This window comes from Polaromonas sp. P4_F9 (assembly GCF_056401235.1).
Map to the genome: position 1 here is coordinate 77,176 of NZ_JBFUJT010000016.1, position 25,529 is coordinate 102,704.

The window sequence follows — 25,529 nt, forward strand, 5'->3', positions numbered from 1 at the left end:
CCTCTCCCAAAAGGAGAGGGAGGAAAACCATGCTCCCTCTCCCCGCCGGGGAAAGGGTTGGGGTGAGGGGCATGCGGCGGCCATCAGATCGAGCCGGTCACGCCTTCGACCAGGTAGTTCATCTTTTCCAGTTCGAGATCGATCTGCTTGAAGGACTTGCCAGCCGCAATGACGGTGGCACCCTTGTTGTCCTTCAGCGGGCCCTTGAAGATGTCGAAGCTGCCCGCGACCATTTTGGCCTTGGTGGCGTCCGCGGCCTTCTTCGCCGCGTCGGGCACCATGGGCCCGTAGGCGGACATCCTGACGAAGCCATCCTTGAGCCCGCCGCGCACGAAGTTGGGATGCGGCTTGCCGCTGCGCGCCGCGTCGATGAAGCCGGTGTAGGCCGTGAGCCAATTCCACTCGGCGCCGGTGAGATAGGCGTTGGGCGCCAGCTTGGCTTGGCTGGCGTGGTAGCCGCACACCATCTTGCCGCGTTTGGCGGCGGTCTCGACGATGACCTTCGGGCCGTCCACATGCATGGTGAACACGTCGACACCCTGGTCGGCCAGGCTGTTGGTGGCTTCGGCCTCCTTGACCGGCATCGACCAGTCGCCGGTGAAGATCACGTGCGTGGTGATGCCCGGCTTCACGGACCGGGCGCCCATGGTGTAGGCGTTGATGTTGCGCAGCACCTGCGGAATGGGCTTGGCGGCGACGAAGCCGATCTTGCCGCTCTTGCTCATGTGCCCGGCGATCACGCCGTTGAGGTACTGGCATTCGTCGATATAGCCGAAGAAGCTGGCGGTGTTCTTCGGATGCTTGCCCTCGGTCCACATGCCGCCGCAATGGGCGAAGCGGGCCTCGGGAAACTTCGCGGCCACGGCCAGCATGTGTGGATCAAAGTAGCCGAACGAGGTGGGAAACACAAGCGAAGCGCCGTCCTGCGCGATCATGCCGGTCATGGTTTTCTGCACCGCCGCGGTTTCGGGCACGTTCTCTTCTTCCACCACCTTCACGCCGGGCATCTTCTTGAGCTCGGCCGCGGCCTGGGCCTGGGCCTGGTTGTAGCCGTAGTCGTCGCGCGGGCCGACGTAAATCACGCCCACGGTGATGGGTTTCTGCGCCAGGGCGAGGCCGCTGAAGCTGCCCAGCGTGCCGGCAGCGCCGAGGGCGACCAGCGATTTGAGGGACTCTCGACGGTTGAAGGTTTGGGTGCTCATCATGACTCTCCGGAGGTGAGGTTGAGGAAGGACTGCGAAAAACGGGGGGCGGGGTTCATGCCAGCAGGCTCACGTGGGCGGCAACGACACGCCAGCCGGCGGGCGTGCGCAGCCAGGTCTGGCTCTGGCGCCCGGGCCTGGCACTGCCCGCGCGCTGAAACTCGGTATTGGCCGTGGCGAAGTCGCGGCCATAGGTGGTGATGACCGTGGCGTGCAGCGTGCGCGCCAGACCTTGCGCGGGTCGCGCTGCACGAAAGGCGCGGATAGCCTCGTAGCCATGGAGGTTCTCGGTGACCCCGTAGCGCAGCGTGTGCTCGCTGTTCCAGAACAACTCGTCGAGCACGTCGACCTTGTTGTTGACGAGCGCTTCTTCATAGCGCGCGAAGGCCGCCGACACTTCGGCATGAACGTCGGGCAGGTTGATGGCGTGGCTCATGGTCATCGTGGTCATTCCTGGTGATCGCGTCAGGAGAGGGAAGCGACGGGCGCGCGGGCCACGCCGACGGCCTCCAGCGCGGCGGCCACGCGCAGCGCGCGGTCTTCACGCCAGGGCGCGGTGACCAGTTGCACGCCAACGGGCAAACCCTGCTCGGGCCAGACAGGCACGGCGCATACCGGCAGGCCGATGCACGAAAACGGCTGGGTCAGCAGCCCCATGCTCGGGCGCAGCGGCAGGCGCCGGCCATTGAGTTCGAACCACTCGGTGCCTATCGGCGTGGCCGCACACGGGGTGGCGGCCGCCAGCAGCACATCGAAGCGCTCGAACAACCGGGCCACCGCCTGCGCATACAGCCGGCGCACCCGCTGCGCGCGGTCTATCCAGGCGGCCGGCAGCAAGGCACCCGCCAGGAAACGGTCGCGTGACAGGGGCTCGAAGTCATCGGGGCGCCGCCTCAAATCATCGAGATGCAGCGCACCGCCCTCGGCATTGGTGATCAGGAAGGCGGCCGCCCGGCCGGCCTCCACCATCGGCAGATCGACAGTCTCCCGGGCGTGCAGCGCCTGGGCCACGCGCTGCACGGCGGCCCAGGCCGCAGGCTGGGCATGGTCCTGGAAATAGCCGCCCAGCACGCCGATTCGCAGGCCACCCAGGCCCTCCATACCCCTCGCCAGCACCGGCAGCACCGGCTCGGTGGCGCGCTGCGCGCAGCCAGGGTCCAAAGCGTCCCCGGCTTCGGGGCCCTGCAAGAGGTCATACGACAGTGCCAGGTCGCGCACCGAGCGGGCAAACGGACCGAGGTGGTCCAGGCCCGAAACAAAAGGGTAGCTGCCGGTGCGCGGCAGGCGTCCGAAGGTCGGCTTGAGCCCGAACACGCCGCACAGCGACGCCGGCACCCGGATGGAGCCGTTGGTGTCCGACCCCAGCGTCAGCGGGACCTGGCCGGCCGCCACCGCTGCGCCCGAACCGCCGGACGAGCCGCCGGCAATGCGCGTGAGGTCGTGCGGGTTGCGTGTCGGGCCGGCATGGCTGTTCTCGGTGGTGAAGCCGTAGGCGTATTCATCCATGTTGAGCGCGCCTACCAGCACGCCGCCGGCCGCCTCCAGCCGCTGCACCAGCAGCGCATCGGCTTTGGCGGGCAGGCGCTCGCGCTCGATGCGCGAGCCGGCCAGCGTGGACAGCCCGGCAATGTCAAACAGGTTCTTCACCGCAAAGGGCACGCCCAGCAGCGGCTGGTCGGCCTCCGGGCCGGATGCATCGCTGGCCAGTTGCTGGTCGATCAGGGCCGCGCGCTGCAGCGCCCGCGACGCCGTGACCTCGGTGAAGGCGTTGACGCGCGGATTGGTGGCCGCAATGCGCCCCAGGCTGGCCTCGACCAGCGCCGTGGCGCTGACCTGGCCGGCGCGCACCGCCTGGGCCATGGCCACGGCGTCCTGCAGCAGGTAATCTGCGGCGCGGCTCATTCGGCGGCTTTCGGCGAGACCGGCACAGAGACCGGCACAGAAACCGGCACGAACACCGGCGCGGGATCGTCATGCGCACCCAATGGCACGGCCTGCAGCTGCTCGGCAAAGCCGGCGGCCAGGGCAAAAAACTGCAGCACGCCGGACCGGTGCGCCGGACTCAGCGGCAAGTCCAGCGCCGCTGCCGCGGCGTCTACATAGGTTTCCATCTGTTGGGGCGTCATGACAGTCCTGATGTGGGGCAAGGCAAAGACGGCGTCAGCGCCTGACCTCGCGCTGGAAGATTTCCAGGCTATGCTTTTTGGTGCTGATGAAGCTGGGCTCCGACAGCGTTTCCACCGTGCGGGGACGCGCATCGCCGTAGGGCAGGATTTCGGCCACGCGGGTAGGCCGCTTGGTCAGCAGCAGCACCTGGTCGGCCAGGTAGACGGCTTCTTCCAGGTCGTGCGAGACCAGCAACATGGTGGTGCCGGTCTTCATGAAGACTTCCTGCAGCTTTTCGCGGATGAACAGCGTCATTTCAAAATCGAGCGCCGAGAACGGTTCGTCCAGGAACAGCACTTCGGGGTTGGGCGCGAGGGCGCGCATGATGGACGCGGTCTGCTGTTGGCCGCCCGACAGCTCGTAGGGGTAGCGATGGAGGTCGAACTTCACATCGAACGAGGCCACCAGCTCGGCCATGCGGCGGTCCACCTCGGCCTTGGTCTTGCCCTCGAGCTTGAGCGGGTAGGCGATGTTGTCGATGGTGCGCATCCACGGGAACAGGGCCTCGCGGTAGTTCTGGAAGACGTAGCCAATCTTGGTGTCCTTCAGCGACTTGCCGTCGAACAGGATCTGCCCCGCATCGACCGGAATCAGCCCGGCGATCATGTTGATCAGCGTCGACTTGCCGCAGCCGTTGGGGCCGAACACCGAAACGATCTTGTGCTTGGGAATGTCGAGGTTGAAGTCTTCATACAGCGGCCAGCCGGCAAAGTATTTGGTGAGGCCGCGTATGGTGATGTGTGTGCCGGCGGGGCCGGGTTGAAAGGCCGGTACCGGGACGTCGGCAAACACGGAAGCGTTGAGTACAGCCGACATGGTCAGTCCTTTGATGAGCAGTGCAAGGGGGAAACGCCCGATGTGTAGACGCCAGAATTTCCCGCCGGGCCGCCCCAAGGGAAATTAGCCCCCCCGGGGGGCAGCGCAGCACACGTAGTGGCAAGCGTGGGGGCCATGTCTATCTTCCACTCCAGTGAACAATGCGCCTTTCAGCGACCAGGAAAAGAATATTCAGCGCGTAGCCCAGCGCACCCGCTGCCAGGATGGCCGCGTACATGCTCTTGACGTTGAGCACCTGCTGCGCGTCGATGATGCGGTGGCCCAGGCCGTTGTCGGAGCCGATGAACATCTCGGCCACGATGACAATCACCAGCGCCATGGACACCGCCGAGCGCAGGCCGACGAATGAGGGCTGCAGGCTTTCCCAGATCAGCACGTCCTTGAACACCTGCCAGCGCGAGGCGCCCATGACCTTGGCTGCCATCACACGCTGCTTGCGCGCATTGATCACGCCATAGGCACTGTTGAACACCACGATCAGGAAGGCGCCGAAGGCGGCAATCGCGACCTTGTTGATGTCGGACACGCCGAAGATCAGCAGGAACAGCGGGATCAGGGCGGACGACGGCGTGGAGCGGAAGAAGTCGATCAGGAACTCCACGCTGCGGTAGGCTTTTTCATTGCTGCCGAGCAGCACGCCCAGCGGCATGCCGACCACGGCGGCAATCAGGAAGGCCTCCAGGGTGCGCAGCACGGTCACGCCAAAGTCCAGCAGCAGTGGCCCGCCGGCCAGGCCGCTGACGAGCGTCATCAGCGTGGCCCAGGGGCTGGGCAGCAAGATGGCCTTGATGAGGCCGAAGCGCACCACCAGGTCCCAGATGATGAACAGCGCCACGGGGCCAATGAAGGGCAGGAAGCGCTCCCAGGCGGGCGCCTTGGGCAGGGTCGCGGCGCTGGTGCTGGGCGGAGACCAGGCCGGCGCGGACCGCGTCACGGCAACCGCCGCGGCAGGGGTAGGTGCGTCAGCCATGGTCAGCCCTTGTACAGCAGGCCGTCGACCACAACCTTTTTCTCGAAGATGCCTTTTTCGGTGAACAGGTCGTAGAACTTCTGGAAGTAGGCGACGTCGCTGGGCTTGAACTCGTTGTAGAGCATGTAGGACGCCAGCGGCACCTCACCGGTCAGCGGGCCCTCGATCGCGGTATAGCCCTTCATGAACTGGCGCGCCTCATCGGGTTTGCTGCGCACCAGCTCGATGCCGCGTGCGTAGGCAGTGATGAATTTCTTCGCGACGTCGGGGTGCTTCTTGATGAACTCGCTGGTCAGGCTGGCGGCGCCACCATGCCAGGGGGCCATCGGGTCGCCCAGGATGTAGCGGGCCACCACACCGGCTTCGATCACACGCGTGGTGCCGTTCATGCGGCCAATCGTGCCCGTGGGCTCCAGCGTGTAGCAGGCGTCGACCTGCCCTGCCACCAGCGAAGCGACATGCTGGCCGATGGGCAGCTCCATCACGGTCGCGCCGCTGGCGCCGGCGCGCTCCAGCATGGTTTTGGCGAGCGTGACGTTCTGGATGCCGGGGCCGGAGGCCACTTTTTTGCCCTTGAGGTCGGCCATGGTTTTGACCGGACTGTCTTTGGGGACGATGAATTCGTCGAGCACATATTTGGCGTTGCTGGGGTTGGTAGCAAATATCTTGAAGAGGCCCGGCTGCGCGATCTCGCCAATCGCCAGGTTGGCCGAGCCGGTGCCGTTGGAGCTGCCGTCGGAGCGGCCCGACAGCATGGCCTCCATCACCTGCTGGGCACCGGCAAACTTGAGCGGCTCGACCTCCAGGCCGGCCTCCTTGAAGTAGCCTTTCTCAATGGCTGAAAAGAATGGCAGGCCGGCGGCCACCGGCCAGTAGCCAATGCGGATCTTGACACCCTGCGCACGCACGATGGCCGGCGCACCCAACAGGCCCAGCGCAGCGCTCACCGCCGTTGTCTTGAGCAGCGTGCGGCGCACGGCACCGGGGGTGGCGGTTGACGGGTTCTCGGTCGGTTTCATGGAAATACTCCTGCGGGTGATGAAAAGTGATGCGTGAACGTGAAGGTGAATGAGAGGGTTTGCGGGTTTGAGGGTTTGAGGAAATGGACAAGGGTCAGGCCGCCACCTGGCGCTGCAGGGACTCGATGTAGGCACGCCAGCCGCCCAGGTGGGTGATGTCCCGCGCATCCGGTAATGCCTGCGGTTCGCAGATAAAGCCCTGCACGGAACTGCCGTCGTCCAGCGTCAGCGTGCCTATGCCCAGCGGCGCGGGAATCAGCGCGACAAAGGAGCCGTAGTGCTGCACCGGCATCTCCCAGACCTCCAGGGCAATGCGCGCACCCTCGTTCGGCGCCACGCGCAGCAGGCCGGGCTTGGGCGGCACCGTGCCGGGCAGCGCGTAGAGGCGGTAATGCGGCGCGGTGCAGGTGGTGGCCAGCAGCGTGGCCCCGCGCTCGGTCAGTTGGCCGTTCAGCGGCATGCCCGAGAGGTGAGCGCCGACCACCGCCACCTTGACGACAGGCAGCGGCTGGATACCCGCCAGCGGCTGGGGCGGTGGCAAGGGTTCATTCAGCGCGCCTTGCGGCAGGCCCGTGGCATGGTGGTAGCGCTGCCCGAGTTCGGTGAGTTGCCAGTCGCTGCCGGCCTGGCCGACCAGCGTGATGCCAAACGGCAGGCCGTCGGGCCGCAGCGTGCTGGGCACTGACAGGGCCGCATAGTCCAGCAAGTTAACGAAGTTGGTATAGGTGCCGAGGTGGCGGTTGAGCGTCACCGGATCCTGCTGCATGGCCTGCAGGGTGTAGTGCGTGGGAGCGGTCGGCACCAGCAGCACATCAATGTCGGCCCACATGGCGGCGGCCTGCTGGCCCAGGGCGCGCAGCCGGGTCTGGGCCTCATAAAGATCGGCGGCGCTGTAGTGCCGCCCTGCGCCAATGATGCTGCAGACCGGCTCCATGATCTGGTCTTCGTGTTCGTCGAAAAAGCCGCGGATGGCGGTGTAACGCTCCGCGACCAGCGCACTTTCATACAGGAGGCTGGCCGCTTCGGCCAGCGGAGTGAAGTCAATCTCCACCGGGTGGCCGCCCAGGGATTTCATGCGTTCAACCGATTGCCCGAAGGCCTCCTGGGCCAGCGCGTCGCCACAGAACTCCAGCGACGATGGCACGCCAAACCGGAAGGCCTGCGGCAGGGCGGTGCTGGCCAGGGCGAGCCGGCGCGAATAGGGGTCCAGCGCGTCATACCCCATCGCGGCCTGCAACACCTGGGCGGCCGTGGCCACGGTGCGCGCAAAGATGGAGACGCAATCCACGCTCTGCGCTGCCGGTACCACGCCGCGCGCGCTGATCAGCCCCCGGGAGGGTTTCAGGCCGACGATGTTGTTCAGGCCGGCCGGCACGCGCCCTGAACCGGCCGTGTCGGTACCCAGCGCAAAGTCGACCTGCCCGGTAGCCACTGCATAGGCCGAGCCGGAGCTGGAGCCGCCGGATACATAAGCCGGATCAAGGGCATTGGGCACGGCGCCATAGGGAGAGCGTGTTCCGTTCAGGCCGCAAGCAAACTGGTCCAGATTGGTTTTTCCGATCAACTGCGCACCAGCATCGAGCAGCCTTTGCACAACGACGGCGTGCGCAGAAGGGGTGTAGGCGAAGGCCGGACAAGCTGCGGTGGTGGCCACGCCCGCGACATCAATGTTGTCCTTGACTGCAAATGCCAGCCCCGCCAGCGGGCCGTCCACGGCCGGGGGCAAAGGCTCCGGCACCCGCGAGATCCAGGCCTCGGTCGCCCATTCGGCATGCAGGCCAGCCGATCCCGCAGCGGATTCACCACCCTCGGGCACGGCGGCCTCCATCGGGTCTTTCGCTGAAATTAACGCTGAAGAGGTGTGCACCAATTTAAAGCATCCAATCATGTGTACAAGATGAGATGCAAGAGATATGCCAGTTGACCGGGCTGTCATCTTTGGGACAGCACATCCGGGCGGAAGGCGCGCCAGGCGCCAGCTGGCCCATTTCCCTGCCATCGACTCATAATGAACCCGTCTGATAAGCGCCCCCTCTGGCCCGGGCGACGCTCCACATTAGGCTGAAAATAGTCATGAATAAAACAATTTTCAGTTAGTTAATGACTGGTCTCGTATCAAATAAAGTAGAGCCTATGGAAAAACCCCGTGCGCTCGCCCCTGTCCCGATCCGGGGCGTGCTGTTTGATGCCTACGGCACACTGTTCGACGTGTACAGCGTGGGCCTGCTCGCGGAGCAGCTCTTTCCCGGCCAGGGGCAAACCTTGGGGCTGCTGTGGCGCGACAAGCAGATTGAGTACACGCGCCTGGTCACCACCTGCAATGACGGTGTGCATTACCGGCCTTTCTGGGATCTGACCCGCGCCAGCCTGCGTTATGTCTGCAAGCGCCTGGCGCTGGACCTCACGGCGGAGCGCGAGCAACGGCTCATGAACCAGTACCGGCACCTGTCGGCCTTTCCGGAAAACAAGGGCGTGCTGCAGGCGCTGAAAAAGCGCGGCATCGTCACCGGCATCCTGTCCAATGGCGATCCGTCGATGCTCGACGTGGCCGTGAAATCCGCCGGGCTGGAAGGCCTGCTGGACCATGTGATCAGCGTGGACAGCATCCGCAAATACAAGACGCACCCCGACGCTTATGCACTGGGCCCGCAACAAACCGGCCTGGCGGTGTGGCAGATCGCTTTTGTCAGCTGCAACGGCTGGGACGCACTGGCCGCCACCTGGTATGGCTACCAGACGCTCTGGATCAACCGCTACCAGTTGCCGTTTGAAGAGCTTGGCACAGCGCCGACGTACACGGGCAGCAGCCTGCGCGATGTGCTGACACTGCCGGGCATGAACCTGCCTGGCGCAGCGGCATGACGCGCCTTCCTTCACACCCTCCAACGTTTTATTTTTTACAAGGGACGACCCACCATGAACACCACAACCACTGAACGCACCACCGCTCACCGCCTCCAGGTGGCCACCGGCCTCTACCGCTTTATTGAAGACAAGGTGCTGCCCGGCACCGGCGTTGACAGTGCCGCCTTCTGGCAAGGCTTTGACGCCATCGTGGCCGACCTGGCGCCCAAAAATATTGCCCTGCTGGCCGAACGCGACCGCCTGCAGAGCGAGATCGACAGCTGGCACCAGGCCCATCCCGGCCCCATCACCGACATGCCGGCCTACCGCGCCTTTCTGGAACAGATCGGCTACCTGGTGCCGCAGCCCGCCAACGTGACCACGACCACCGCTGATGTCGACGCCGAACTGGCCGAGCAGGCCGGCCCGCAACTCGTGGTGCCCATCCTGAATGCCCGCTACGCACTGAACGCGGCCAACGCCCGCTGGGGCTCGCTCTACGACGCTCTGTACGGCACGGACGCCATTTCCGAATCCGGCGGCGCCGAGAAGGGCAAGGCCTACAACCCGCTACGCGGCGCCAGGGTGATCGAGTTCGCGCGCACCTTCCTCGACCAGGCCGCCCCGCTGGAGGCCGCTTCGCACAAGGACTCCGCAGGCTACGCCGTCGTGGACGGCAAGCTGGCCGTGACGCTGACGAATGGCGGCCGCGCCAGCCTGAAGGACAGCACCCAGCTCATCGGCTACCAGGGCGACGCTGGCGCCCCCTCGTCGGTGCTGCTCAAGCACAACGGCATCCACATTGACATCCAGATCAACCGCAAGACGCCGATCGGCCAGGGCGATGCGGCCGGCGTCAGTGACCTGGTGCTGGAGTCCGCGCTGTCCACCATCCTCGACCTGGAAGACTCTGTGGCCGTGGTCGATGCCGAAGACAAGGTGCTGGCGTACAGCAACTGGCTGGGCATCCTGCAGGGCACGCTGACCGAAGAAGTCAGCAAAGGCGGCAAGACCTTCACGCGCGGCCTCAACCCTGACCGCCGATACACCGGTGCGCAGGGCGGTGAGGTCACGCTGCACGGCCGCTCGCTGATGTTTGTGCGCAATGTCGGCCACCTGATGACCAACCCCGCCATTCTGTATGAAGGCGGCAGGGAAATTCCCGAGGGCATCATGGACGCGGTCATCACCACGACCATTGCCATGCATGACCTCAAGCGCAAGGGCCAGCCCGGCATCAAGAACTCGCGCGCCGGCTCGGTCTACATCGTCAAGCCCAAGATGCATGGCCCCCAGGAGGTCGCCTTTGCGTCCGAACTGTTTACCCGCGTCGAAGCGTTGCTGGGCCTGGCCCCCAACACCGTCAAGCTCGGCATCATGGACGAAGAGCGCCGCACCAGTGTCAACCTGAAGGCCTGCATCGCCGCGGCCGGCGCCCGCGTGGCTTTCATCAACACCGGCTTCCTGGACCGCACCGGCGACGAGATGCACACCGCCATGCACGCCGGCCCCATGATCCGCAAGGGCGACATGAAGACCAGCGCCTGGATTGGCGCCTACGAGAAGAACAACGTGCTCGTGGGCCTCTCGTGCGGCCTGCGCGGCAAGGCGCAGATCGGCAAGGGCATGTGGGCCATGCCCGACCTGATGGCCGCCATGCTGGAGCAAAAGATTGCGCACCCCCGCGCCGGCGCCAACACCGCCTGGGTACCCTCACCCACGGCCGCCACCCTGCATGCGCTGCACTACCACCAGGTGCTGGTGTCGGATGTGCAGAAGGAGCTCGAGAAGATCGATGCCAATGCGGAACGCGACAACATCCTCAATGACCTGCTGCAAATTCCGGTGGCGGCAGAAGCCAGGTGGCCGGCGACGGAAAAGCAGCAGGAACTCGACAACAACGCGCAAGGCATCCTGGGCTACGTGGTGCGCTGGATCGACCAGGGTGTGGGCTGCTCCAAGGTGCCCGACATCCACAACGTCGCGCTGATGGAAGACCGCGCCACACTGCGCATTTCGAGCCAGCACATCGCCAACTGGCTGCACCATGGCGTCGTGACCAAAGCCCAGGTCAAGGAGACCTTCGAACGCATGGCCGCCGTCGTGGACAAGCAGAACGCCGGCGACCCGCTCTACCAAAACATGGCCGGCCACTTCGACACCTCAGCGGCTTACAAGGCCGCCTGCGACCTGGTGTTCAAGGGGCTGGAGCAGCCGAGTGGCTACACCGAGCCGCTGCTGCATGCGTGGCGGTTGAAAGTGAAGGCGGGTGCGGCTTCGGCTTGACGACGCCATCTTCTCGATAGCGATAGCGATAGCTAACGGCGAGTTGGGGCGAATTGGCCGTTGATCATTTCGCCAGCTTGCGGTAGAGCGTTGCGCGACCGATGTTAAGCAAGGCAGCCGCGGCGGTGACGTTGCCGCCGGTTTGCCGCAGCGCCGCATCGATGGCCTGCTGTTGCGTCTGCCGCCAACTCAGCCCGTCGTCGGGTGCACCGGTGCGCGGACGATCAGACGGTACTCGCAGGCCGGGTTCATGGTCGGGTTCATGGTCGGGAAAATGACTCAGGGTGAGCGCTTCATCGGCGTCCAGCAGCGCCAGTGCCAGTCGAAGCGCATGGCGCAACTGGCGCACGTTGCCCGGCCAGCGTCTGCTCTTGAGCGCCCGGCGCAGCCCGGCGTCGAGCAGCCGCGGCGCGCAGCCCTGCTCCGCCAGCAAGGCGTCAAGGACTGCGTTGAAATCACTTCTCATGCGTAGCGGTGGTACCTGCAACTGAAAGCCACTGATGCGGTAATAGAGATCCTCGCGAAAGAGCCCCGAAGCCACCAGCGCGCGCAGATCGCGGTGGGTCGCACAGACAAAGCGCACGTCCACCCGCACCGCCCGGGTCGCACCGACGCGCAGGACTTCGCCACTGTCGAGCATGCGCAGCAGGCCGACCTGCAACTCCAGCGGCATGTCGCCGATTTCGTCAAGCAGCAAGGTGCCGCCTTGGGCCGCTTCGATTTTTCCCGCGCTGCCGCCGCGCCGGGCGCCAGTGAAGGCGCCTTCGACATGGCCGAACAGCTCGGCGGCCATCAACTGGGGAGCGATGGCGCCGCAGTTGATCGCTATTAACGGGCCGTCGTGGCGATGACTCACCTCATGCAGGGCGCGGGCTGCGACTTCCTTGCCAGCACCGGTTTCGCCCGTGACCAAAACCGGCAAACCGGCATTGAAGGCGCGCAGCGCGCGTTCAAAGTCGGCGGCAAAGGACACATCGCCGAACTCAGGCCTCGGCGCGGTGCGCGGCGGCGCTGAACGGTTGGGCGTGGCAACGGATCGCGCCATGGGCGGCACGCCCGAGGCGCGGGCGCGCAGCTGCACCCCGCCCCGCAGACGCAGGCTCAGTTCGCCGCTCGCCTGGCTTGCCGCAGCGGCCAGCGTATCGAAACGGCCGTCAAACAGGTCGCTAAAGCCCAGCCCCTGCGGAACGAAAGGGACATCGATCAGATGGCGCGCGGCGATGTTGGCCGCCAGCAGGCCGCCATCGCGGTTGAAGGCGAGCCAGGCTTCATCGCTCGCATCCTGCGTCTCCAGCCGCAGCCGTACGAATGCCGGGAGCGCCTCGAAAAGCTTGCGCTCGATGCGGCGGGCGCAGCGCTGGGTCAACGCCACGGCACCAGCCGCCAGGCCCGGCATGTCACGCGAGATATCGACCGCGCCGACCACGCGCCCCTGCGGGTCAAACACGGGTGCAGCGCAACAGTGAAAGATCTGGTTGTCGGCAAAAAAATGCTCGGGCCCGAGCACGCGGACCACCCGCTGCTCGGCAATCGCCGATGACATCGCGTTGGTGCCGATCACCGCCTCAGACAGGTCTACCCCGGGACGAAAGGCTTGCCGTAGCGGCTCGCTACGGCGGTCGGTGCAACCCTCGACCGCCAGGGCTCGCCCCTGGACGTCGGTCAGCAGCACGGCATAGCCGGCGTCCGACACCGCGCGGGCGAGCGCATCCAGCTCGGGGCGTGCCGCCTCCAGCAATGTGCGCTGGGCCTCCAGCAAACGGGCCAATGCGAGACGGTCCACGGGATCGAATTCCACCTGTTCCGAGGCGCCGCGACCCTGACCCCGGCAGCGTTGCCAGGAACGCAGCACCGGGTCGTCAATCAGACCCGCGGGCGCACTGCCTTCGTCAAAGAAGGCCCGACGCGCTTGCCAGATGCGTTCGGGAGCGTAGAGGTTCGGCTCAAAAGTAATCGCTTGTTGCACAAGTTGTCTCCAGGGCTGCCAGCACGTATGCGTTTCTCTGGTCGTCTCGATTTGAGACCCTCGTCTCGTTTTGAGGCGGTATCCCGGTGAGTGGACATGCAGTTTAATTCCTGAAAATGCCACCTACATGGGTAATTACCCGGGCAATACCCCAACTTTATGCAATTGACTGCCTTTTTGGCACAGCCCTTGCGGAAGAGGCTGCGTTGGACGGCGGCACTGGTGGCGCCGAACAGCCGGCAAATCCATCAAGAAACACAAGCACTGGAGACAAACACATGGACACCCTTCTTTATCCGCCGCCGAGCCAGGGGCAATGGACGGGAAAGATTTACAGCGACGGTTGGGTCGCGGCGCAAGGCGGCACCGCTGCGGTGATGGAGCCTGCCACCGGCGGCACGCTGGGCCAGGTCGGCATGGCCTCGACCGCAGACGTTGACCGTGCCGCGCAGAGCGCCCAATCGGCCCGCGCCGCGTGGGCCGCGACCCCCTTTGACCAACGCGCGGCCGTGATGCGCGAGGCCGCGCGGCTGCTGAAGGAGCGCGCCGGCGAATTCAACGGCTGGAATGTGCGCGAATGCGGCTCCATCATGCCCAAAGCCGAATGGGAGCTGAACGCCACCTACGAGCAAATGCTGATGGCCGCCGCGCTGCCGATGCAGGCCAACGGGCAGATGTTCCCCTCGACCATGCCCGGGCGAACCAACTTGTGGCGGCGCGTGCCGATCGGTACGGTGGGCGTGATTGCCCCGTGGAACTTCCCGCTGCTGCTGGCCATGCGCTCGGTGGCGCCGGCGCTGGCGCTGGGCAACGCGGTGCTGCTCAAGCCTGATGCGCAGTCTGCCGTCACGGGTGGCATGTTGATCGCCCAGGTGTTTGCCGACGCCGGCCTGCCGGCGGGCGTTTTGCATGTGCTGCCGGGCGGCCCCGCCACGGGCGATGCGGTCGTGCGGCACCCGGCGGTCAACATGATTTCGTTCACCGGCTCGACGGCGGTGGGGCGGCAAATTGGCGAAGTGTGCGGTGGCTTGCTCAAAAAGGTGGCGCTGGAGTTGGGCGGCAACAACGCCTTCGTCGTGCTGGACGATGCCGACCTGGACGCCGCCAGTTCCTGTGGTGCCTGGGGCGCTTTTTTGCACCAGGGACAAATCTGCATGCAGGCGGGCCGCCACCTGGTGCACCGCAGCGTGGCCGAGGCCTATTCCCAGCGGCTGAAGCAGCGTGCCGAGGCGCTGCATGTGGGCAACCCGCACGCCGGCCCCGCACATTTGGGACCTGTCATCAACGCCAAACAGCGCGACCGCATTGACCAGATCGTGCAGGCCTCGGTGGCGCAAGGCGCGCGCGTGGTGACTGGTGGTACCTACGAGGGCCTGCTCTACCGCCCGACCGTGCTCGCCGAGGTGCAGCCGGAGATGCCGGCGTTCACCGATGAAATTTTTGGCCCGGTCGCCCCCATCACGGTATTCGACACCGACGAGGAGGCTGCGGCGCTGGTCAACGCCTCGGCCTACGGCCTGGCGGCGGCCATCCACAGCAGCAACATCTCACGCGCCATGGCGCTGGCCAACCGCTTGCACACCGGGATGATTCACATCAACGACCAGACGGTGAACAACGAGTTCCACGTGCCCTTTGGCGGCATGGGCGCCTCGGGCAATGGCGGGCGCTTTGGCGGTCCGGCCAACCTGGAGGAGTTCACCCAAAGCCAGTGGGTCAGCGTGATGGACAAGCCCATCGTGTACCCGTTCTGAATCAAGCCACTCAACCCTGTTACCCCAAAAAACCCCGCCCCCCGAAAAACCCGGAAAATCATGAACCCTCTTCAAAACACCCTGCGGTCAAACATCACGCTCGCCGCCGCCCTCGTCTGCTTGACTTGCACGCCGGCCTTCGCCACCGAAGGAGGCGGTAGCGCCTACCCGAACGGCGCGGAAAACTTCCTGGCCGGTGCGGCGCCTCCCCCCGGCACCTACGTGCTGCTCTACCCCTCGTACGACCACCTGAACAAGCTGCGCGACAACAACGGCAACGAAATCCCCGTTCCGTTCAAGGTCGATGTCGCGGCCCTCGTTCCCCGCTTTATCTGGATCGGTGAAACCAGGATGCTGGGAGGCAACATCGGTTTTCACGGCTTCCTGCCGCTGCTCGACATCAATGCCAAGATTGCGGGACTCAGTCAACACAAGAAAGGCCTCGGCGACGTCATCTTCGGCCCGTTTCTGACCTACCACCCCTCGGACAAACTTCACTACGTGCTGGCGGTGGATATCCATGCACCCACCGGGTCGTATAGCAAGACCGATCTGGTCAACCTTGGACGCAACCACTGGACTGCCGGTCCGGTGGCAGCGATCACCTACACACAGCCGTCGGGCATCAACGCCGACATCAAGCTGCACTACGAGTTCAACGGCTCCAACAAGGACACGAAGTACCGCTCCGGCCAGGAGTTCCACTTCGACTATGCACTGGGCTGGGGCTTCGGCAACGGCTGGACGGCGGGTGTGGGAGGCTATGCCTACAAGCAAATCACCGATGACAAGGTTTCCGGCGTGACCGTGCCGAATGCCAAGGGCTCGGCGATGGCTATCGGGCCGTCGATCAAGTACCAGAGCCCTTCGGGTTTCTTCATTACCGCCAAGCTCCAGCAGGACTTCGCGGTTCGAAACCGGCCTGAAGGCGCGGCGCTGAAGGTCAAAATGATCCTGCCGTTTTAAGACGCAAAAAACCCAGTCAAGGAGACACCATGCCATTCGATTCTCATCACCAGGCCGCCGACCTCAGCACGGTGGTCGCGGCCATCGGTCGCTTGCAGCGGCGCGACTTTCTGCGCTTTTCCGGCGCGGGTGCCATCACGGCACTGGCCGGCGGCGCCAGCCTTGCGGCACTGCCTCCCGGCGTGAAGTTCATCAACGAAGCGGAAGCCGCCATCTTCACGCGGCTGGCCCAGGTGGTGCTGCCGGTGGCCGGTAGTCCACTGGTCCCGTGGACGCCTGACGGCTTGCTGCAAACGCTGGACGGCGCGCTGCTGGCCACCATGGCGCCCCATATCTTGGCGGGCCTCAAAGGCGGCATGCAGTACTTCAACGACGGCCCCGTGGCCCTGTACAAAAAGCGTTTCACCGCGCTCGACGACGCCGAAGCCACGCAGTTCTGCGATGCCTGGGGCAATTCCGATCTGCCGCCGCAACGTGGCCTGACTGTGGGGCTGAAAAAGCTGATCCAGCTGTCGTATTGGGCGAATCCGGCAAGCTGGGCACCGCTTGGCTACGACGGACCGATGACCAAGCGCCTGGGCCTGAAGTCCCTGGGCAACGCACCGCTGCCGACACGCTGAACACCACCATTCGAGGACACACCCCATGAAAAAATCCATTCCCGTGAAGCTCGCCAAACAGGGACTCAAGGTCACGCAGGCCGGTGACATCACGCAGGAAAAACTGCACCTGAAGGCCGACGCGGTGATCATCGGTTCGGGCGCTGGCGGCGCCATCGCCGCCTACGAACTGGCGCGCGCAGGCAAGACGGTCATCGTGCTGGAGGCCGGGCCGTACATCCCGTCGGAGAAGTTCACCGAGATGCTGGCCGTCTCGATGGGCACGCTCTACCAGGACCACGGCGGGCAGTCCAACATGCACGGCGATATTGCCATCCTGCAAGGCGCCTGTGTTGGCGGCTCCACGGTGGTCAATGCGGCATTGTGCTTTCGCACGCCCGATTACTACCTGAAGCTGTGGGCCAAGGAGTTCGGCCTGAGCAACCTCACCAAGGCGGTGATGACGCCCTACTTTGAGAAGATCGAGCGCAACCTGCACATCCGCACCGTCGCCTCGCACGAGACCAGCGCGGGCGCGGCGCTGATTGGCGTGGGCATGAAAAAGCTGGGCTACCCCGAAGGCAAGGCGCGGCGCAACATCAAGGACTGCGCGCTCACCGGCGCCTGTTTCAGCGGCTGCACTTCCGACCGCAAGCAATCCATGCTGGTGACCTACCTGCCCTGGGCCGTGGCGCATGGCGCGACCATCTTCGCCGACACGCGTGTCACGCAAGTGCTGGCCGAGGGCGGCAAGGCCAGTGGCGTGCTGGCCGAGGTCATCGACCCGGCTACCGGCAAGAAGAAGGCCGATGTGCGCGTTGATGCCCCCATCGTCGTGCTGGCGGCCGGGCCGATCCAGACGCCGCTGCTGCTGCTCAAAAGCGGGCTGGCCAATAGCAGCGCGCAAGTGGGCAAGAACTTCGCCTGCCACCCGACCTTGTCGGTCACCGCTGAATTTCCCCACGAGGTCAACGACTTCCACGGCGCGACCCACTCGCTCTACATGGACCAGCACACGCTGCCCGAGAAAGGCGGCTACCTGTTGCTCAACGCGATCCAGGAGCCGGTGGAGGCTGGCTTTCAGGCCGAGCCCGGTACCGGCAAGCCCTACGTGGCCTACATGACGGGCTACAAAAATACGATCCGCCTGATCAGCCTGATCCACGACAAGAATGTGGGCGAGGTGCGCTGGGAAAACGGCCAGAAGCAGATCCATTACACGGTAGACAACGACGACTTCGATGCGATGAAGAAAGGGTTGGTCGCCACGGCGCGCATTCTGTTTGCTTCCGGGGCGAGCAAGCTCTACCTGCCGTCATCGAACAAGGCGGTGGTCGAGAGCGCCGATCAGGTCGAAAGCGTGATCGGGGCGCTGAAGAACGAGCCGGCACGCTACAAATACACCTCGTTCCATCCGCAGGGCACCTGCCGCATGGGGCGCAACCCGAAGACCACCGTGGTCAACCCCTATGGCGAAACGCATGACGTGAAAAACCTGTACGTGGCCGATGCCAGCCTGCTGCCGACCTCGATCGGCTACAACCCCTCGGAGACGGTGTACGCACTGGCCAGCTACATCAGCGACCGCATCGTCAAAGCGCACGCATGAGGGCTGCGCAGCGCACCCTTGATGCGGCGTCCAGGCGCCGTGTGACCGGTGGCGAAGTTGTCGGCACGCGTGAGCCGGGCGGCGTCCACGGCTGGCGCGGCATCCCCTACGCCAGCCCGCCCACCGGGGCCTTGCGCTGGCGCGCGCCGCGCCCTGTCGCGCCCTGGAGCGGCGTGTTCGAGGCCTGCGCGCACGGCTCGATGGGGCCTCAATACGCCGACTTGCTTTCCGGCACGCCGGCGCGGCAACGCGGCCAGATCGTGGGCGACGAGAACTGCCTCACGCTCAACATCTTCGCGCCCGCCTTCGAGCCGGGTGCGGTGCCGGGTGCAAGCCAACGCCGCCCGGTGATGGTGTGGATCCACGGCGGCGGCAATTCGGTGGGCACCTCGGCCACCTACGACGCGGCGCGCAACTATGCGAGCCACGACGGCTTGGTGGTCGTCACCGTCAACTACCGGCTCGGCGTGCTGGGCTGGTTCACCCACCCGGCACTGCATGACGCCGACGACGCCACACCCGAGGAGCGCTCGGGCAACTTTGGCACGCTCGACCTGATTGCCGCGCTTCGATGGGTGCAGGCCAATATTGCGGCCTTCGGCGGCGACCCCGGCTGCGTGACGATCTTCGGCGAATCCGCCGGCGGACAAAATGTGCTGACGCTGTTGGCGAGCCCCTTGGCCCAGGGCTTGTTCCACCGTGCGATCGCGCAGTCACCGGTGGCCGAGACCTTCAGTGTCGAACAGGCGATGAACTGGCGCGACGACGTGCAGCCGGGCCACCGCGAGAGTTCGCTCGAAGTCACTGCGAGGCTGTGGGTCGCCGAGGGCCGCGCCCATGACCGCGAAGCTGCAAGGACACAGCTCGCGACGCTGCCCGCAACAGAAATTGCCGCCTTTCTGCGCTCGCTCAGCCCGGCCCGGCTGCTGGGCGCCTTCACGCCCGGCAGCGTCGGGGTCTACCTGGCGCCTCGTCCCGTGCGCGACGGCGTGGTCCTGCCGCGCGAGCCACTGGCCGAGGTCTTCGCCGCTGGTCGATGGAACCGCGTGCCGGTGATCCTGGGCAGCAATCGTGATGAGTTCAAGACCTTCAGTGCAGACAAGCCCGAACACGCGCGCCTGCTGCTGGGGAAGGTACCGATTCTGCTCGATCGCCGCGCCTATCAGGTCGAGATGAAGTACCTGTCGCTGGCCTGGAAGGCACTGCATGTCGATACGCCGGCCGATGCGATGCTGGCGGGCGGACACGCCGATGTATGGACCTACCGCTTCGATTGGGACGAGGCCACTGCCATACCCTTCATCCGCCCCGACCTGCTGCTTGGCGCCGCGCACGGCATGGAGATGGCCTTTGTTTTTCGCGACACGGCGGGCGAACTCGACATCTTTGGCGTCAACACGCCGTTCAACCGGTCCGGCCGGTCCGTGTTGACCCAGGCGATGGGCGATGCGTGGACCCGCTTTGCACGCGACGGCGTACCGACGCTGCCAGGCCATGAGTGGCCGCGCCGCTGTCTCGATGCGAAACAAGCCGAGTGCCTGCTTTTCGATACGGCGCGCGATGGCGGCATCCGCATGGCGCGAATACGCACCGACATGGCGGCCGTCAAGCAGGCGCTGAGGACCGATGCAGCGGCCGAACCCGCCACGCTGCGCTGTCGCATCCACGCCCGCCTTTTCGTATGGAATCCGCTGTTCGCAGGCCACGGCGATACATCGGAGTACGAGCGTTGGTGCCGCGAGTTTGGCTGTACCGTTCCTGCGGTGGAGTTCCAGCCACGGGTCGAAATCTGACTGACGGCGCAACCCCACCATCGCGCGCAGCTGCGCGATCCGGAGCTGGTTTTCGTAGCGCTCGTAGTTCCCGTATCAGCTCGCCGTCGCGCCGGATTTCTTCACGAGCTCGGCCCAGCGCGTGATCTCGGACTTCATGTGGGCCGCGAGTTCCTCGGGCGAGCTGCCCACGATCTCCATGCCGAGCTGGTCGGTCAGCTTGGCCGCCACGTCCGGCATCTTCAGGATTTTGACAATCTCGGCATTGAGCCGCTGCACGATGGCTGGCGGTGTTCCCTTGGGGGCATACACCGCCTGCCATGAGGCCATCTGGAAGTTCTTGATGCCCGCTTCCATCATGGTGGGCAGGTTGGGTGCCAGCGCCATGCGTTTTGGGGTGGTCACCGCGAGCAGCTTGAGCCGGCCAGCCTGGGCCAGCGACACGGCGGCCGTCATCTGGTCAAACATGAAGGTCACCTGGCCGGACGAGACATCCAGCATGGCGGGCGGTGTGCCTTTGTAGGCGATGTGGGTGAGCGGCACGCCAATCAGGTCGGCAAACATCTCGCCGGCCAGATGCGTCGAAGTGCCCGCGCCCGAGGAGGCGAAGTTGCGCCTGGACGGCTCGCGCTTGAGCAGCGCCACCAGGTCCGCCACCGAATTGATGCCCAGGTTGGGGTTGACGATCAACACATTGGGCAGCATGGCGACCAGCGCCACCGGCTCAAAGTCCTTGACCGGATCGTAGGGCAGGTTCTTGTAGAGGCTGGCATTGATGGCGTGCGTGCTGATGGTGCCGCCCAGCAGCGTGTGGCCATCCGCCTTGGCCTTGGCCACGTAGGTCGCGCCCACGGCACCGGCGGCTCCCGGCTTGTTGTCGACGATCACCGGCTGGCCCAGTGTTTCAGCCAGCTTCTGCGACAGCGTCCGGCCAATCACGTCGGTGGAGCCGCCCGGCGTGAAGGGAACGACATAGGTGATCGGTTTGGCGGGCCAGCCCGTGGTGGCTGTGTCCGCGGCGCTCGCCACGCCGGGCAGGGGCAACAAGGTGCCGAGGCCGAGGCCACCCAGGCCAAGAACTGCCTTGCGGCGGGAGAGATTTGTCGTCATGACGGGTTCCTTGAAAAGACTTGAGAAGAGAGTTGCTTGAATACAACGATGCAGAGGCGCCAAACTCAAAATGTTAGCGCTAACAATTGATCATAAAACAGGACCCGACAAGACGTCAAGTCAGGCGCTGCCTCTTTGGACAAGGGAAAACCCGATATCGCGCACCGGCGGGCCGACGTCGCGGCGCTCTACCCGATCCAGGATGAAGCGGGCAGCCTGCTGGCCGATGGAGGTGCCGTCGATGCGGACGGTGCTCAGCTGCGGATAGGTGAAAGCGGCAAACGGCAGGTCGCCAAAGCCCATCACGGCGATATCGTCCGGCACGCTCAGGCCGGTGGCCTGGGCCTCGGTGATGACGCCGTGGGCAATCACGTCGGAGCTGCAAAACACCACGTCAATGCCGGGATGGCCGGCGCGCAGCTCGGCAAATCCGGCCCTGCCATTGCCGAGCGAGGACGGTGACGGCACCACACACGCCGGAATGCCCGCAACGCCCAGCTCGGCAAAACGCTGCTCGAACCCGATACGCCGCCGCGTCGCACGCTCATCGCTGGCGCTGACGATGCCGGGCCGGCGAAAGCCCCGCCCGTGAAGGTAATCGGCCACCGCAACGCCGACTTTCTCGTGGGAAAACCCCACGATCATGTCGAGCGGCGTGGGCGTGATGTCCCAGGTTTCCACCACCGGAATGCCGGACGCCAGCAAGCGCCGCCGCCCGTCGATGGAATGCATGATGCCGATCAGCACGATGCCGTCGGGCCGGCGCCCGATGATGGCGTCCAGCAGGGCGTCTTCCCGCGCGCCGCCATAGCCGCTCTGGCCCAGCATCAGCTGGCAGCCCGCTTCCGCGAGGGCATCGGTCAGCGCCTGAATGGTTTCCAGAAACACCGGTCCGGCGATCGTTGGCACCAGCGCAGCCACCAGGCGGCTGCGGTTGGACGCCAGGCCGCCCGCCACGAGGTTGGGCACATAACCGCTGCGCGTGATGGCGCCGCGCACGCGCTCCAGCGTGTCGGGGGACACGGCAGCGGGCGTGTTGAGGGCGCGCGAAACGGTGATGGCCGACACGCCGGCCAGCTTGGCCACATCATTGAGCGTGATGCCGCCCGTGCCTGGCCTGGCGGCCCGGCCAGGCTTTTTAAGGGAATCCATGCAACCATGTTAACGCTAACTCGATGGACCTCTCGACTTGGGCCTGCCGGGGTCGCTGCGGCGAACAGGTAGTGCAGCCGATAGTGCAACCGGGAGTGCCCCCGGGTTCCAAAACAGGGTCCGGCGCCAACAGGTGTGTGAAGTAGAAACCAATTGAAACACTTTGCAAGTGTCCCAAGGAAATTACCGTTGCCCTTTAACCTCAGGGCTCCTCCGTTCAAGCATTCGCGGTTGCAAGCTGCCCGGCTGAGTGTCATTATCAAAAAAAATTTCCCGCAAACCCGCTCCAGATGGCCTCGCAACCCGAAGTTCTTCAATCCTGCATAGAGGAAGCCGCCAAAGCGGCCAAGCCGGCCATGGAGCGCTGCATCGAGGATGCAGTAGCGGCGCTGGAGCTCGCGCAAAGCCAAAGCGCTGATGCGGCAGAGCGCGAAGAGCTTTTTGCAGCCTACCGCGAGTTGCTGAAACACAAGGCGCCCTGGAGCGCACAGTACCGCGCCGACCTGCTTACCGTTTTCAAAACCCAGGTTGCAGCAGCGGCTGCGCAAGCGGCCTCGGCACCGGCCGGCGTGTCGCCTCAGGGCCGGGGGGCCGCTTCCACCGTCACCGCGACCAGCACGCTCAGCTCCACCGAGGCGTTTTCGCTGATGGATGACGCCGATGTATCCCATGCGATTGAGTCGTCACGGTTGTTGCAGCAGGTTTTACCGGCGGTCGAGCAAAGCCTCGCGGAACTCAACACGCTGATCAGCGCCGTACAGGGCCTGCCCAATGTGCGGCCGGAACTCAACCCGCTGCGCCCGGACGTCTTCGCGCAGGCGCTTCAGGACATGATTTTTGCCGTGCCCGTCGATCGGGCCATCGGCGCGCTGTGGATCCGGTACCTGGCAGCCCCGCTCGGGCGCGAACTCAAGCTGGTGTACGAACGGCTGATCAACCAGCTTGAAATGGCCAATGTGCAGGGCGCCGGCTATCGCGTGCTGCAAACGCCTGCCAGCGGCGGCAACAGGAGCCGGGGCAACCCACAAACAGGTACCGGGCCGGAGGGCGCCCAGGGCGCCAGCCGCGGAGATGACGCGCCCCCACCGCCGCCGGTCGGCTACGTCTCCGACGAGCCCCTGCGGCCCTCGCAGTTTGCCGACCTGTCCGACCCCGGGGTCAAGAGCGACCTGTTCCATGATTTCCTGTTCAATGGCGCAAGCAATGCGCAGCGCGGCCTGGCGCCCGCCTATTACGACAGCATCGAAGAAGAACTGAAGGCGTTGAAAGCAGCGCGCGAGACGGCACAGGCTCCGCTCGAGTCACGCGCGGCACCGCTTTCCGGCTATCAGAAAATGCCGACCGTCGACCGCCCCCAGCGGGTTGTCGATGAACGCAGCCAGCTGAGCCAGCAGGTCTGGGGAGCTTATGGGCGCCCCCGGGAACGCGACATTGTCCGGACCCAGCTGAAGAAGGAGGCCAGGCAGGTCGGGCAGGTGATGGGGCTGGAGGTGGTACGCAAGCTGGTCAGCCATGTGGCGCAGGACCCGCGCCTGCTGGCGCCGGTGCGCGAGGCCATTGTGGCGCTGGAGCCGTCGCTGATGCGCCTGGCCATGGTGGATCCGCTTTTTTTCAGTGACGAGGACCACCCCGGCAGGCGGCTGATGGAGCGCGTGGCCCAACGCAGCTTCAGCTACAACGACGAGTTCAGTAGCGAATTCTCGGAGTTTCTCCAGCCGGTCATCCGCGCCTTCAACAAACTCAACGGGCTGGATATCAAGAATGCCCAGCCTTTCGATGCCGCGCTGGCCACACTGGCCCAACACTGGGACGAACAGGACCGGCTGGAGGCCAAAAACCGCGACAACCTGCTGCAGGCCCTGCATTTTGCAGAGGAACGCCAAACCCTTGCCGATGAAATTGCCCTGGAACTGAGCAGGCGTTCAGATCTTGGGGATGTCCCGGCTCTGGTGCTGGACTTTCTGTTCGACTCCTGGGCGCTCGCCATGGCCCATGCCAGGCTCACCGACACGCGCAACCAGGTCGACCCGGAAGGCTTTGGCTCGGTGGTGCCCGACCTGCTGTGGAGCGTCAAGCGTGGAGTGACGTTGAAGCGTCCCGCCAAACTGTTCGAGATGCTGCCGAGCCTGCTGGGCAAACTTCACGCAGGACTGACCTTGCTGGGCCAGGACCCGCGCGAAAGCGAGGTTTTTTTTGACGAGCTGATGAAGCTGCACAGGCCGGTACTCAAGCTGCGCCGGCTCAAGAGCCAGCGTGACGCGGAAGAGTCCGGCGCCATGCCGCTGGAGCCTGAAGAGGCCCGCACCACCACGTTCATCACGGACCCCACCACCGAGCCCCGCGAGGCCCGATCTGCCGCGCCGCCCTGGCTGGGCCGCGATGACCTGGACGCAGCCGGTTTTGAAGACACGCTGCCCACTGCGCCCGGGGAACTCGCGCCCCTGGAAGACGACACCCCTGCCGTGGTCGTGGCCGTGGCCGAGTCAGCGGCAGCCGGCGATCCGGCCGGGACCCCAGGAACACAGCCGGCGGCACAGCAGCAGGACGTTCTTTCTCCAGCAACCGGCCCGGCCATCGCCCCGGCCGAAGCCGAACGGTTGCTGCTCGGCCTGCGGGCGGGGCACTGGGTCGACCTGTACTCCAAGCACCGCTGGCTGCGCGCCCAGCTGATCTGGGCCGGCACCAAAGGCACCCTCTTCATGTTTGTGAGCCATGGCGGGCAACCCCATTCCATGACACGGCGAAGCTGCGAGCGACTGATCCGGGACCGCCTTCTGCGGCCCGTCGATACACAAGGCGTCGTCGGCCAGGCGCTTGACGCGCTGGCCCTGGAAGCGGACACCCCTGCCAGCACGCCCGGTGAGGTTCCGGCATCAGCGGACCTCATGAGCGTTTAAGCTCGCAAACGCTTTTTCCTTGTCCGCCAACCCTGAAGGTGGCGATACGGCTGGCGCTACCGACCTCGACCGACCGCCATCGGCCTCGACCGGCATGCAGGAAGGGTTTTTTTGGATTGCTTTCAGGTGTAACAGCCCGAACTTGCCACAATAAATTCCTCACGAGATCGAACCATGAAGTCCAGCCACCCACGGCCCCCGCCCCTTCCCGGCGCACCGCCGGTTGATGAGCCCGATGACCCGCCCAGCCTGCCCGTGCAGCCTGACGACAGGGACTTGCCCGCGCCGGGGATCCCCGACGCCGAAGATCCGGTCCGCAAAACCCCGGTTTGAGCCTGGCGGGGTCCGCCGCGGCTTGTCCGCCCATTGCCTCATTGCCT

At 65.2% G+C, this 25,529-nt stretch carries 20 protein-coding genes; 9 read left to right on the forward strand and 11 right to left on the reverse strand.

Going from position 1 to position 25,529, the window contains the following annotated elements; translation table 11 throughout:
* Window positions 1-83: 83 nt before the first annotated feature.
* The 8 genes from AC1DUB_RS15525 to atzF form a co-directional block, all read right to left on the reverse strand.
* Window positions 84-1,205, reverse strand: a complete 1,122-nt coding sequence (locus AC1DUB_RS15525) for a BMP family ABC transporter substrate-binding protein (RefSeq protein ID WP_477730257.1) — start codon at window positions 1,203-1,205, stop codon at window positions 84-86.
* 52 nt (window positions 1,206-1,257) lie between these two features.
* On the reverse strand, window positions 1,258-1,638 hold the full coding sequence (gene hpxZ / locus AC1DUB_RS15530; RefSeq protein WP_477730293.1) for an oxalurate catabolism protein HpxZ: 381 nt from the start codon (window positions 1,636-1,638) through the stop codon (window positions 1,258-1,260).
* A gap of 29 nt (window positions 1,639-1,667) precedes the next feature.
* Complete coding sequence (locus AC1DUB_RS15535; protein WP_477730258.1) at window positions 1,668-3,104, reverse strand: AtzE family amidohydrolase; 1,437 nt, start codon at window positions 3,102-3,104, stop codon at window positions 1,668-1,670.
* The gene (locus tag AC1DUB_RS15540) at window positions 3,101-3,328 is read right to left on the reverse strand and encodes an AtzG-like protein (RefSeq protein WP_477730259.1); all 228 of its coding nucleotides are present in this window, start codon (window positions 3,326-3,328) and stop codon (window positions 3,101-3,103) included. Before AC1DUB_RS15540 ends, AC1DUB_RS15535 begins: the two co-directional genes overlap by 4 nt.
* A gap of 34 nt (window positions 3,329-3,362) precedes the next feature.
* Window positions 3,363-4,184 (reverse strand): ABC transporter ATP-binding protein, encoded by an 822-nt coding sequence (locus AC1DUB_RS15545; protein ID WP_477730260.1) that lies wholly within the window; start codon window positions 4,182-4,184, stop codon window positions 3,363-3,365.
* Between the two features lie 139 nt (window positions 4,185-4,323).
* Window positions 4,324-5,175, reverse strand: a complete 852-nt coding sequence (locus AC1DUB_RS15550; protein WP_477730261.1) for an ABC transporter permease — start codon at window positions 5,173-5,175, stop codon at window positions 4,324-4,326.
* A gap of 2 nt (window positions 5,176-5,177) precedes the next feature.
* Window positions 5,178-6,194, reverse strand: coding sequence for an ABC transporter substrate-binding protein (locus AC1DUB_RS15555; protein WP_477730262.1), 1,017 nt, complete (start codon window positions 6,192-6,194; stop codon window positions 5,178-5,180).
* 94 nt (window positions 6,195-6,288) lie between these two features.
* Window positions 6,289-8,082, reverse strand: a complete 1,794-nt coding sequence (gene atzF / locus AC1DUB_RS15560) for an allophanate hydrolase (RefSeq protein WP_477730263.1) — start codon at window positions 8,080-8,082, stop codon at window positions 6,289-6,291.
* A 245-nt stretch (window positions 8,083-8,327) separates the two neighbouring features.
* Between atzF and AC1DUB_RS15565 the strand changes: the two genes are divergently transcribed.
* Window positions 8,328-9,056: a haloacid dehalogenase type II gene (locus AC1DUB_RS15565; RefSeq protein WP_477730264.1), complete on the forward strand. Its 729-nt coding sequence runs from the start codon at window positions 8,328-8,330 to the stop codon at window positions 9,054-9,056.
* 54 nt (window positions 9,057-9,110) lie between these two features.
* Window positions 9,111-11,324, forward strand: coding sequence for a malate synthase G (locus AC1DUB_RS15570; RefSeq protein WP_477730265.1), 2,214 nt, complete (start codon window positions 9,111-9,113; stop codon window positions 11,322-11,324).
* A gap of 64 nt (window positions 11,325-11,388) precedes the next feature.
* Here AC1DUB_RS15570 and AC1DUB_RS15575 read toward each other — a convergent pair whose 3' ends face one another.
* The gene (locus AC1DUB_RS15575; protein WP_477730266.1) at window positions 11,389-13,290 is read right to left on the reverse strand and encodes a sigma-54-dependent Fis family transcriptional regulator; all 1,902 of its coding nucleotides are present in this window, start codon (window positions 13,288-13,290) and stop codon (window positions 11,389-11,391) included.
* Window positions 13,291-13,568: 278 nt separating this feature from the next.
* Here AC1DUB_RS15575 and AC1DUB_RS15580 point away from each other — a divergent pair, with 278 nt between their 5' ends.
* Genes AC1DUB_RS15580 through AC1DUB_RS15600 form a run of 5 tightly spaced genes read left to right on the forward strand, consistent with a single transcriptional unit; the run spans window position 13,569 to window position 20,011 of the window.
* On the forward strand, window positions 13,569-15,044 hold the full coding sequence (locus AC1DUB_RS15580) for a benzaldehyde dehydrogenase (protein WP_477730267.1): 1,476 nt from the start codon (window positions 13,569-13,571) through the stop codon (window positions 15,042-15,044).
* Window positions 15,045-15,104: 60 nt separating this feature from the next.
* Entirely contained in the window at window positions 15,105-16,010 is a 906-nt protein-coding gene (locus AC1DUB_RS15585) for a SphA family protein (protein WP_477730268.1), read from the forward strand.
* A 29-nt stretch (window positions 16,011-16,039) separates the two neighbouring features.
* Entirely contained in the window at window positions 16,040-16,630 is a 591-nt protein-coding gene (locus tag AC1DUB_RS15590) for a twin-arginine translocation signal domain-containing protein (protein ID WP_477730269.1), read from the forward strand.
* A 25-nt stretch (window positions 16,631-16,655) separates the two neighbouring features.
* A complete protein-coding gene (locus AC1DUB_RS15595) occupies window positions 16,656-18,218 on the forward strand; it encodes an FAD-dependent oxidoreductase (protein WP_477730270.1) in 1,563 nt (520 codons plus the stop codon).
* Window positions 18,215-20,011, forward strand: a complete 1,797-nt coding sequence (locus AC1DUB_RS15600; protein ID WP_477730271.1) for a carboxylesterase/lipase family protein — start codon at window positions 18,215-18,217, stop codon at window positions 20,009-20,011. The genes AC1DUB_RS15595 and AC1DUB_RS15600 overlap by 4 nt, the downstream gene beginning before the upstream one ends.
* A 75-nt stretch (window positions 20,012-20,086) precedes the next feature.
* On the opposite strand, the gene AC1DUB_RS15605 is transcribed toward AC1DUB_RS15600, so the two are convergent.
* Both AC1DUB_RS15605 and AC1DUB_RS15610 read right to left on the reverse strand, forming a co-directional pair.
* Window positions 20,087-21,100 carry a Bug family tripartite tricarboxylate transporter substrate binding protein gene (locus AC1DUB_RS15605; protein WP_477730272.1) on the reverse strand — a complete coding sequence of 338 codons (1,014 nt, stop codon included), beginning with the start codon at window positions 21,098-21,100 and terminating at the stop codon, window positions 20,087-20,089.
* Window positions 21,101-21,220: 120 nt separating this feature from the next.
* Window positions 21,221-22,252 (reverse strand): LacI family DNA-binding transcriptional regulator, encoded by a 1,032-nt coding sequence (locus AC1DUB_RS15610; protein ID WP_477730273.1) that lies wholly within the window; start codon window positions 22,250-22,252, stop codon window positions 21,221-21,223.
* A 290-nt stretch (window positions 22,253-22,542) separates the two neighbouring features.
* On the opposite strand from AC1DUB_RS15610, the gene AC1DUB_RS15615 reads away from it, so the two are divergent.
* Together AC1DUB_RS15615 and AC1DUB_RS15620 are read left to right on the forward strand one after the other, a co-directional pair.
* Window positions 22,543-25,149, forward strand: coding sequence for a DUF1631 family protein (locus AC1DUB_RS15615; RefSeq protein ID WP_477730274.1), 2,607 nt, complete (start codon window positions 22,543-22,545; stop codon window positions 25,147-25,149).
* Window positions 25,150-25,323: 174 nt separating this feature from the next.
* Window positions 25,324-25,482 (forward strand): hypothetical protein, encoded by a 159-nt coding sequence (locus AC1DUB_RS15620; protein ID WP_477730275.1) that lies wholly within the window; start codon window positions 25,324-25,326, stop codon window positions 25,480-25,482.
* The last annotated feature ends 47 nt before the right edge of the window (window positions 25,483-25,529 follow it).

Bases quoted from the DNA above. Each gene is read 5' to 3' on its own strand.
- AC1DUB_RS15590 (WP_477730269.1), top strand. From the start codon at position 16,040: ATGCCATTCGATTCTCATCACCAGGCCGCCGACCTCAGCACGGTGGTC.
- AC1DUB_RS15595 (WP_477730270.1), top strand. From the start codon at position 16,656: ATGAAAAAATCCATTCCCGTGAAGCTCGCCAAACAGGGACTCAAGGTC.
- AC1DUB_RS15550 (WP_477730261.1), bottom strand. From the start codon at position 5,175: ATGGCTGACGCACCTACCCCTGCCGCGGCGGTTGCCGTGACGCGGTCC.
- AC1DUB_RS15585 (WP_477730268.1), top strand. From the start codon at position 15,105: ATGAACCCTCTTCAAAACACCCTGCGGTCAAACATCACGCTCGCCGCC.
- AC1DUB_RS15620 (WP_477730275.1), top strand. From the start codon at position 25,324: ATGAAGTCCAGCCACCCACGGCCCCCGCCCCTTCCCGGCGCACCGCCG.
- AC1DUB_RS15545 (WP_477730260.1), bottom strand. From the start codon at position 4,184: ATGTCGGCTGTACTCAACGCTTCCGTGTTTGCCGACGTCCCGGTACCG.
- AC1DUB_RS15555 (WP_477730262.1), bottom strand. From the start codon at position 6,194: ATGAAACCGACCGAGAACCCGTCAACCGCCACCCCCGGTGCCGTGCGC.
- AC1DUB_RS15540 (WP_477730259.1), bottom strand. From the start codon at position 3,328: ATGACGCCCCAACAGATGGAAACCTATGTAGACGCCGCGGCAGCGGCG.
- AC1DUB_RS15580 (WP_477730267.1), top strand. From the start codon at position 13,569: ATGGACACCCTTCTTTATCCGCCGCCGAGCCAGGGGCAATGGACGGGA.
- AC1DUB_RS15535 (WP_477730258.1), bottom strand. From the start codon at position 3,104: ATGAGCCGCGCCGCAGATTACCTGCTGCAGGACGCCGTGGCCATGGCC.
- AC1DUB_RS15600 (WP_477730271.1), top strand. From the start codon at position 18,215: ATGAGGGCTGCGCAGCGCACCCTTGATGCGGCGTCCAGGCGCCGTGTG.
- AC1DUB_RS15610 (WP_477730273.1), bottom strand. From the start codon at position 22,252: ATGGATTCCCTTAAAAAGCCTGGCCGGGCCGCCAGGCCAGGCACGGGC.
- hpxZ (WP_477730293.1), bottom strand. From the start codon at position 1,638: ATGAGCCACGCCATCAACCTGCCCGACGTTCATGCCGAAGTGTCGGCG.
- AC1DUB_RS15615 (WP_477730274.1), top strand. From the start codon at position 22,543: ATGGCCTCGCAACCCGAAGTTCTTCAATCCTGCATAGAGGAAGCCGCC.
- AC1DUB_RS15570 (WP_477730265.1), top strand. From the start codon at position 9,111: ATGAACACCACAACCACTGAACGCACCACCGCTCACCGCCTCCAGGTG.
- AC1DUB_RS15525 (WP_477730257.1), bottom strand. From the start codon at position 1,205: ATGATGAGCACCCAAACCTTCAACCGTCGAGAGTCCCTCAAATCGCTG.
- atzF (WP_477730263.1), bottom strand. From the start codon at position 8,082: ATGATTGGATGCTTTAAATTGGTGCACACCTCTTCAGCGTTAATTTCA.
- AC1DUB_RS15605 (WP_477730272.1), bottom strand. From the start codon at position 21,100: ATGACGACAAATCTCTCCCGCCGCAAGGCAGTTCTTGGCCTGGGTGGC.
- AC1DUB_RS15565 (WP_477730264.1), top strand. From the start codon at position 8,328: ATGGAAAAACCCCGTGCGCTCGCCCCTGTCCCGATCCGGGGCGTGCTG.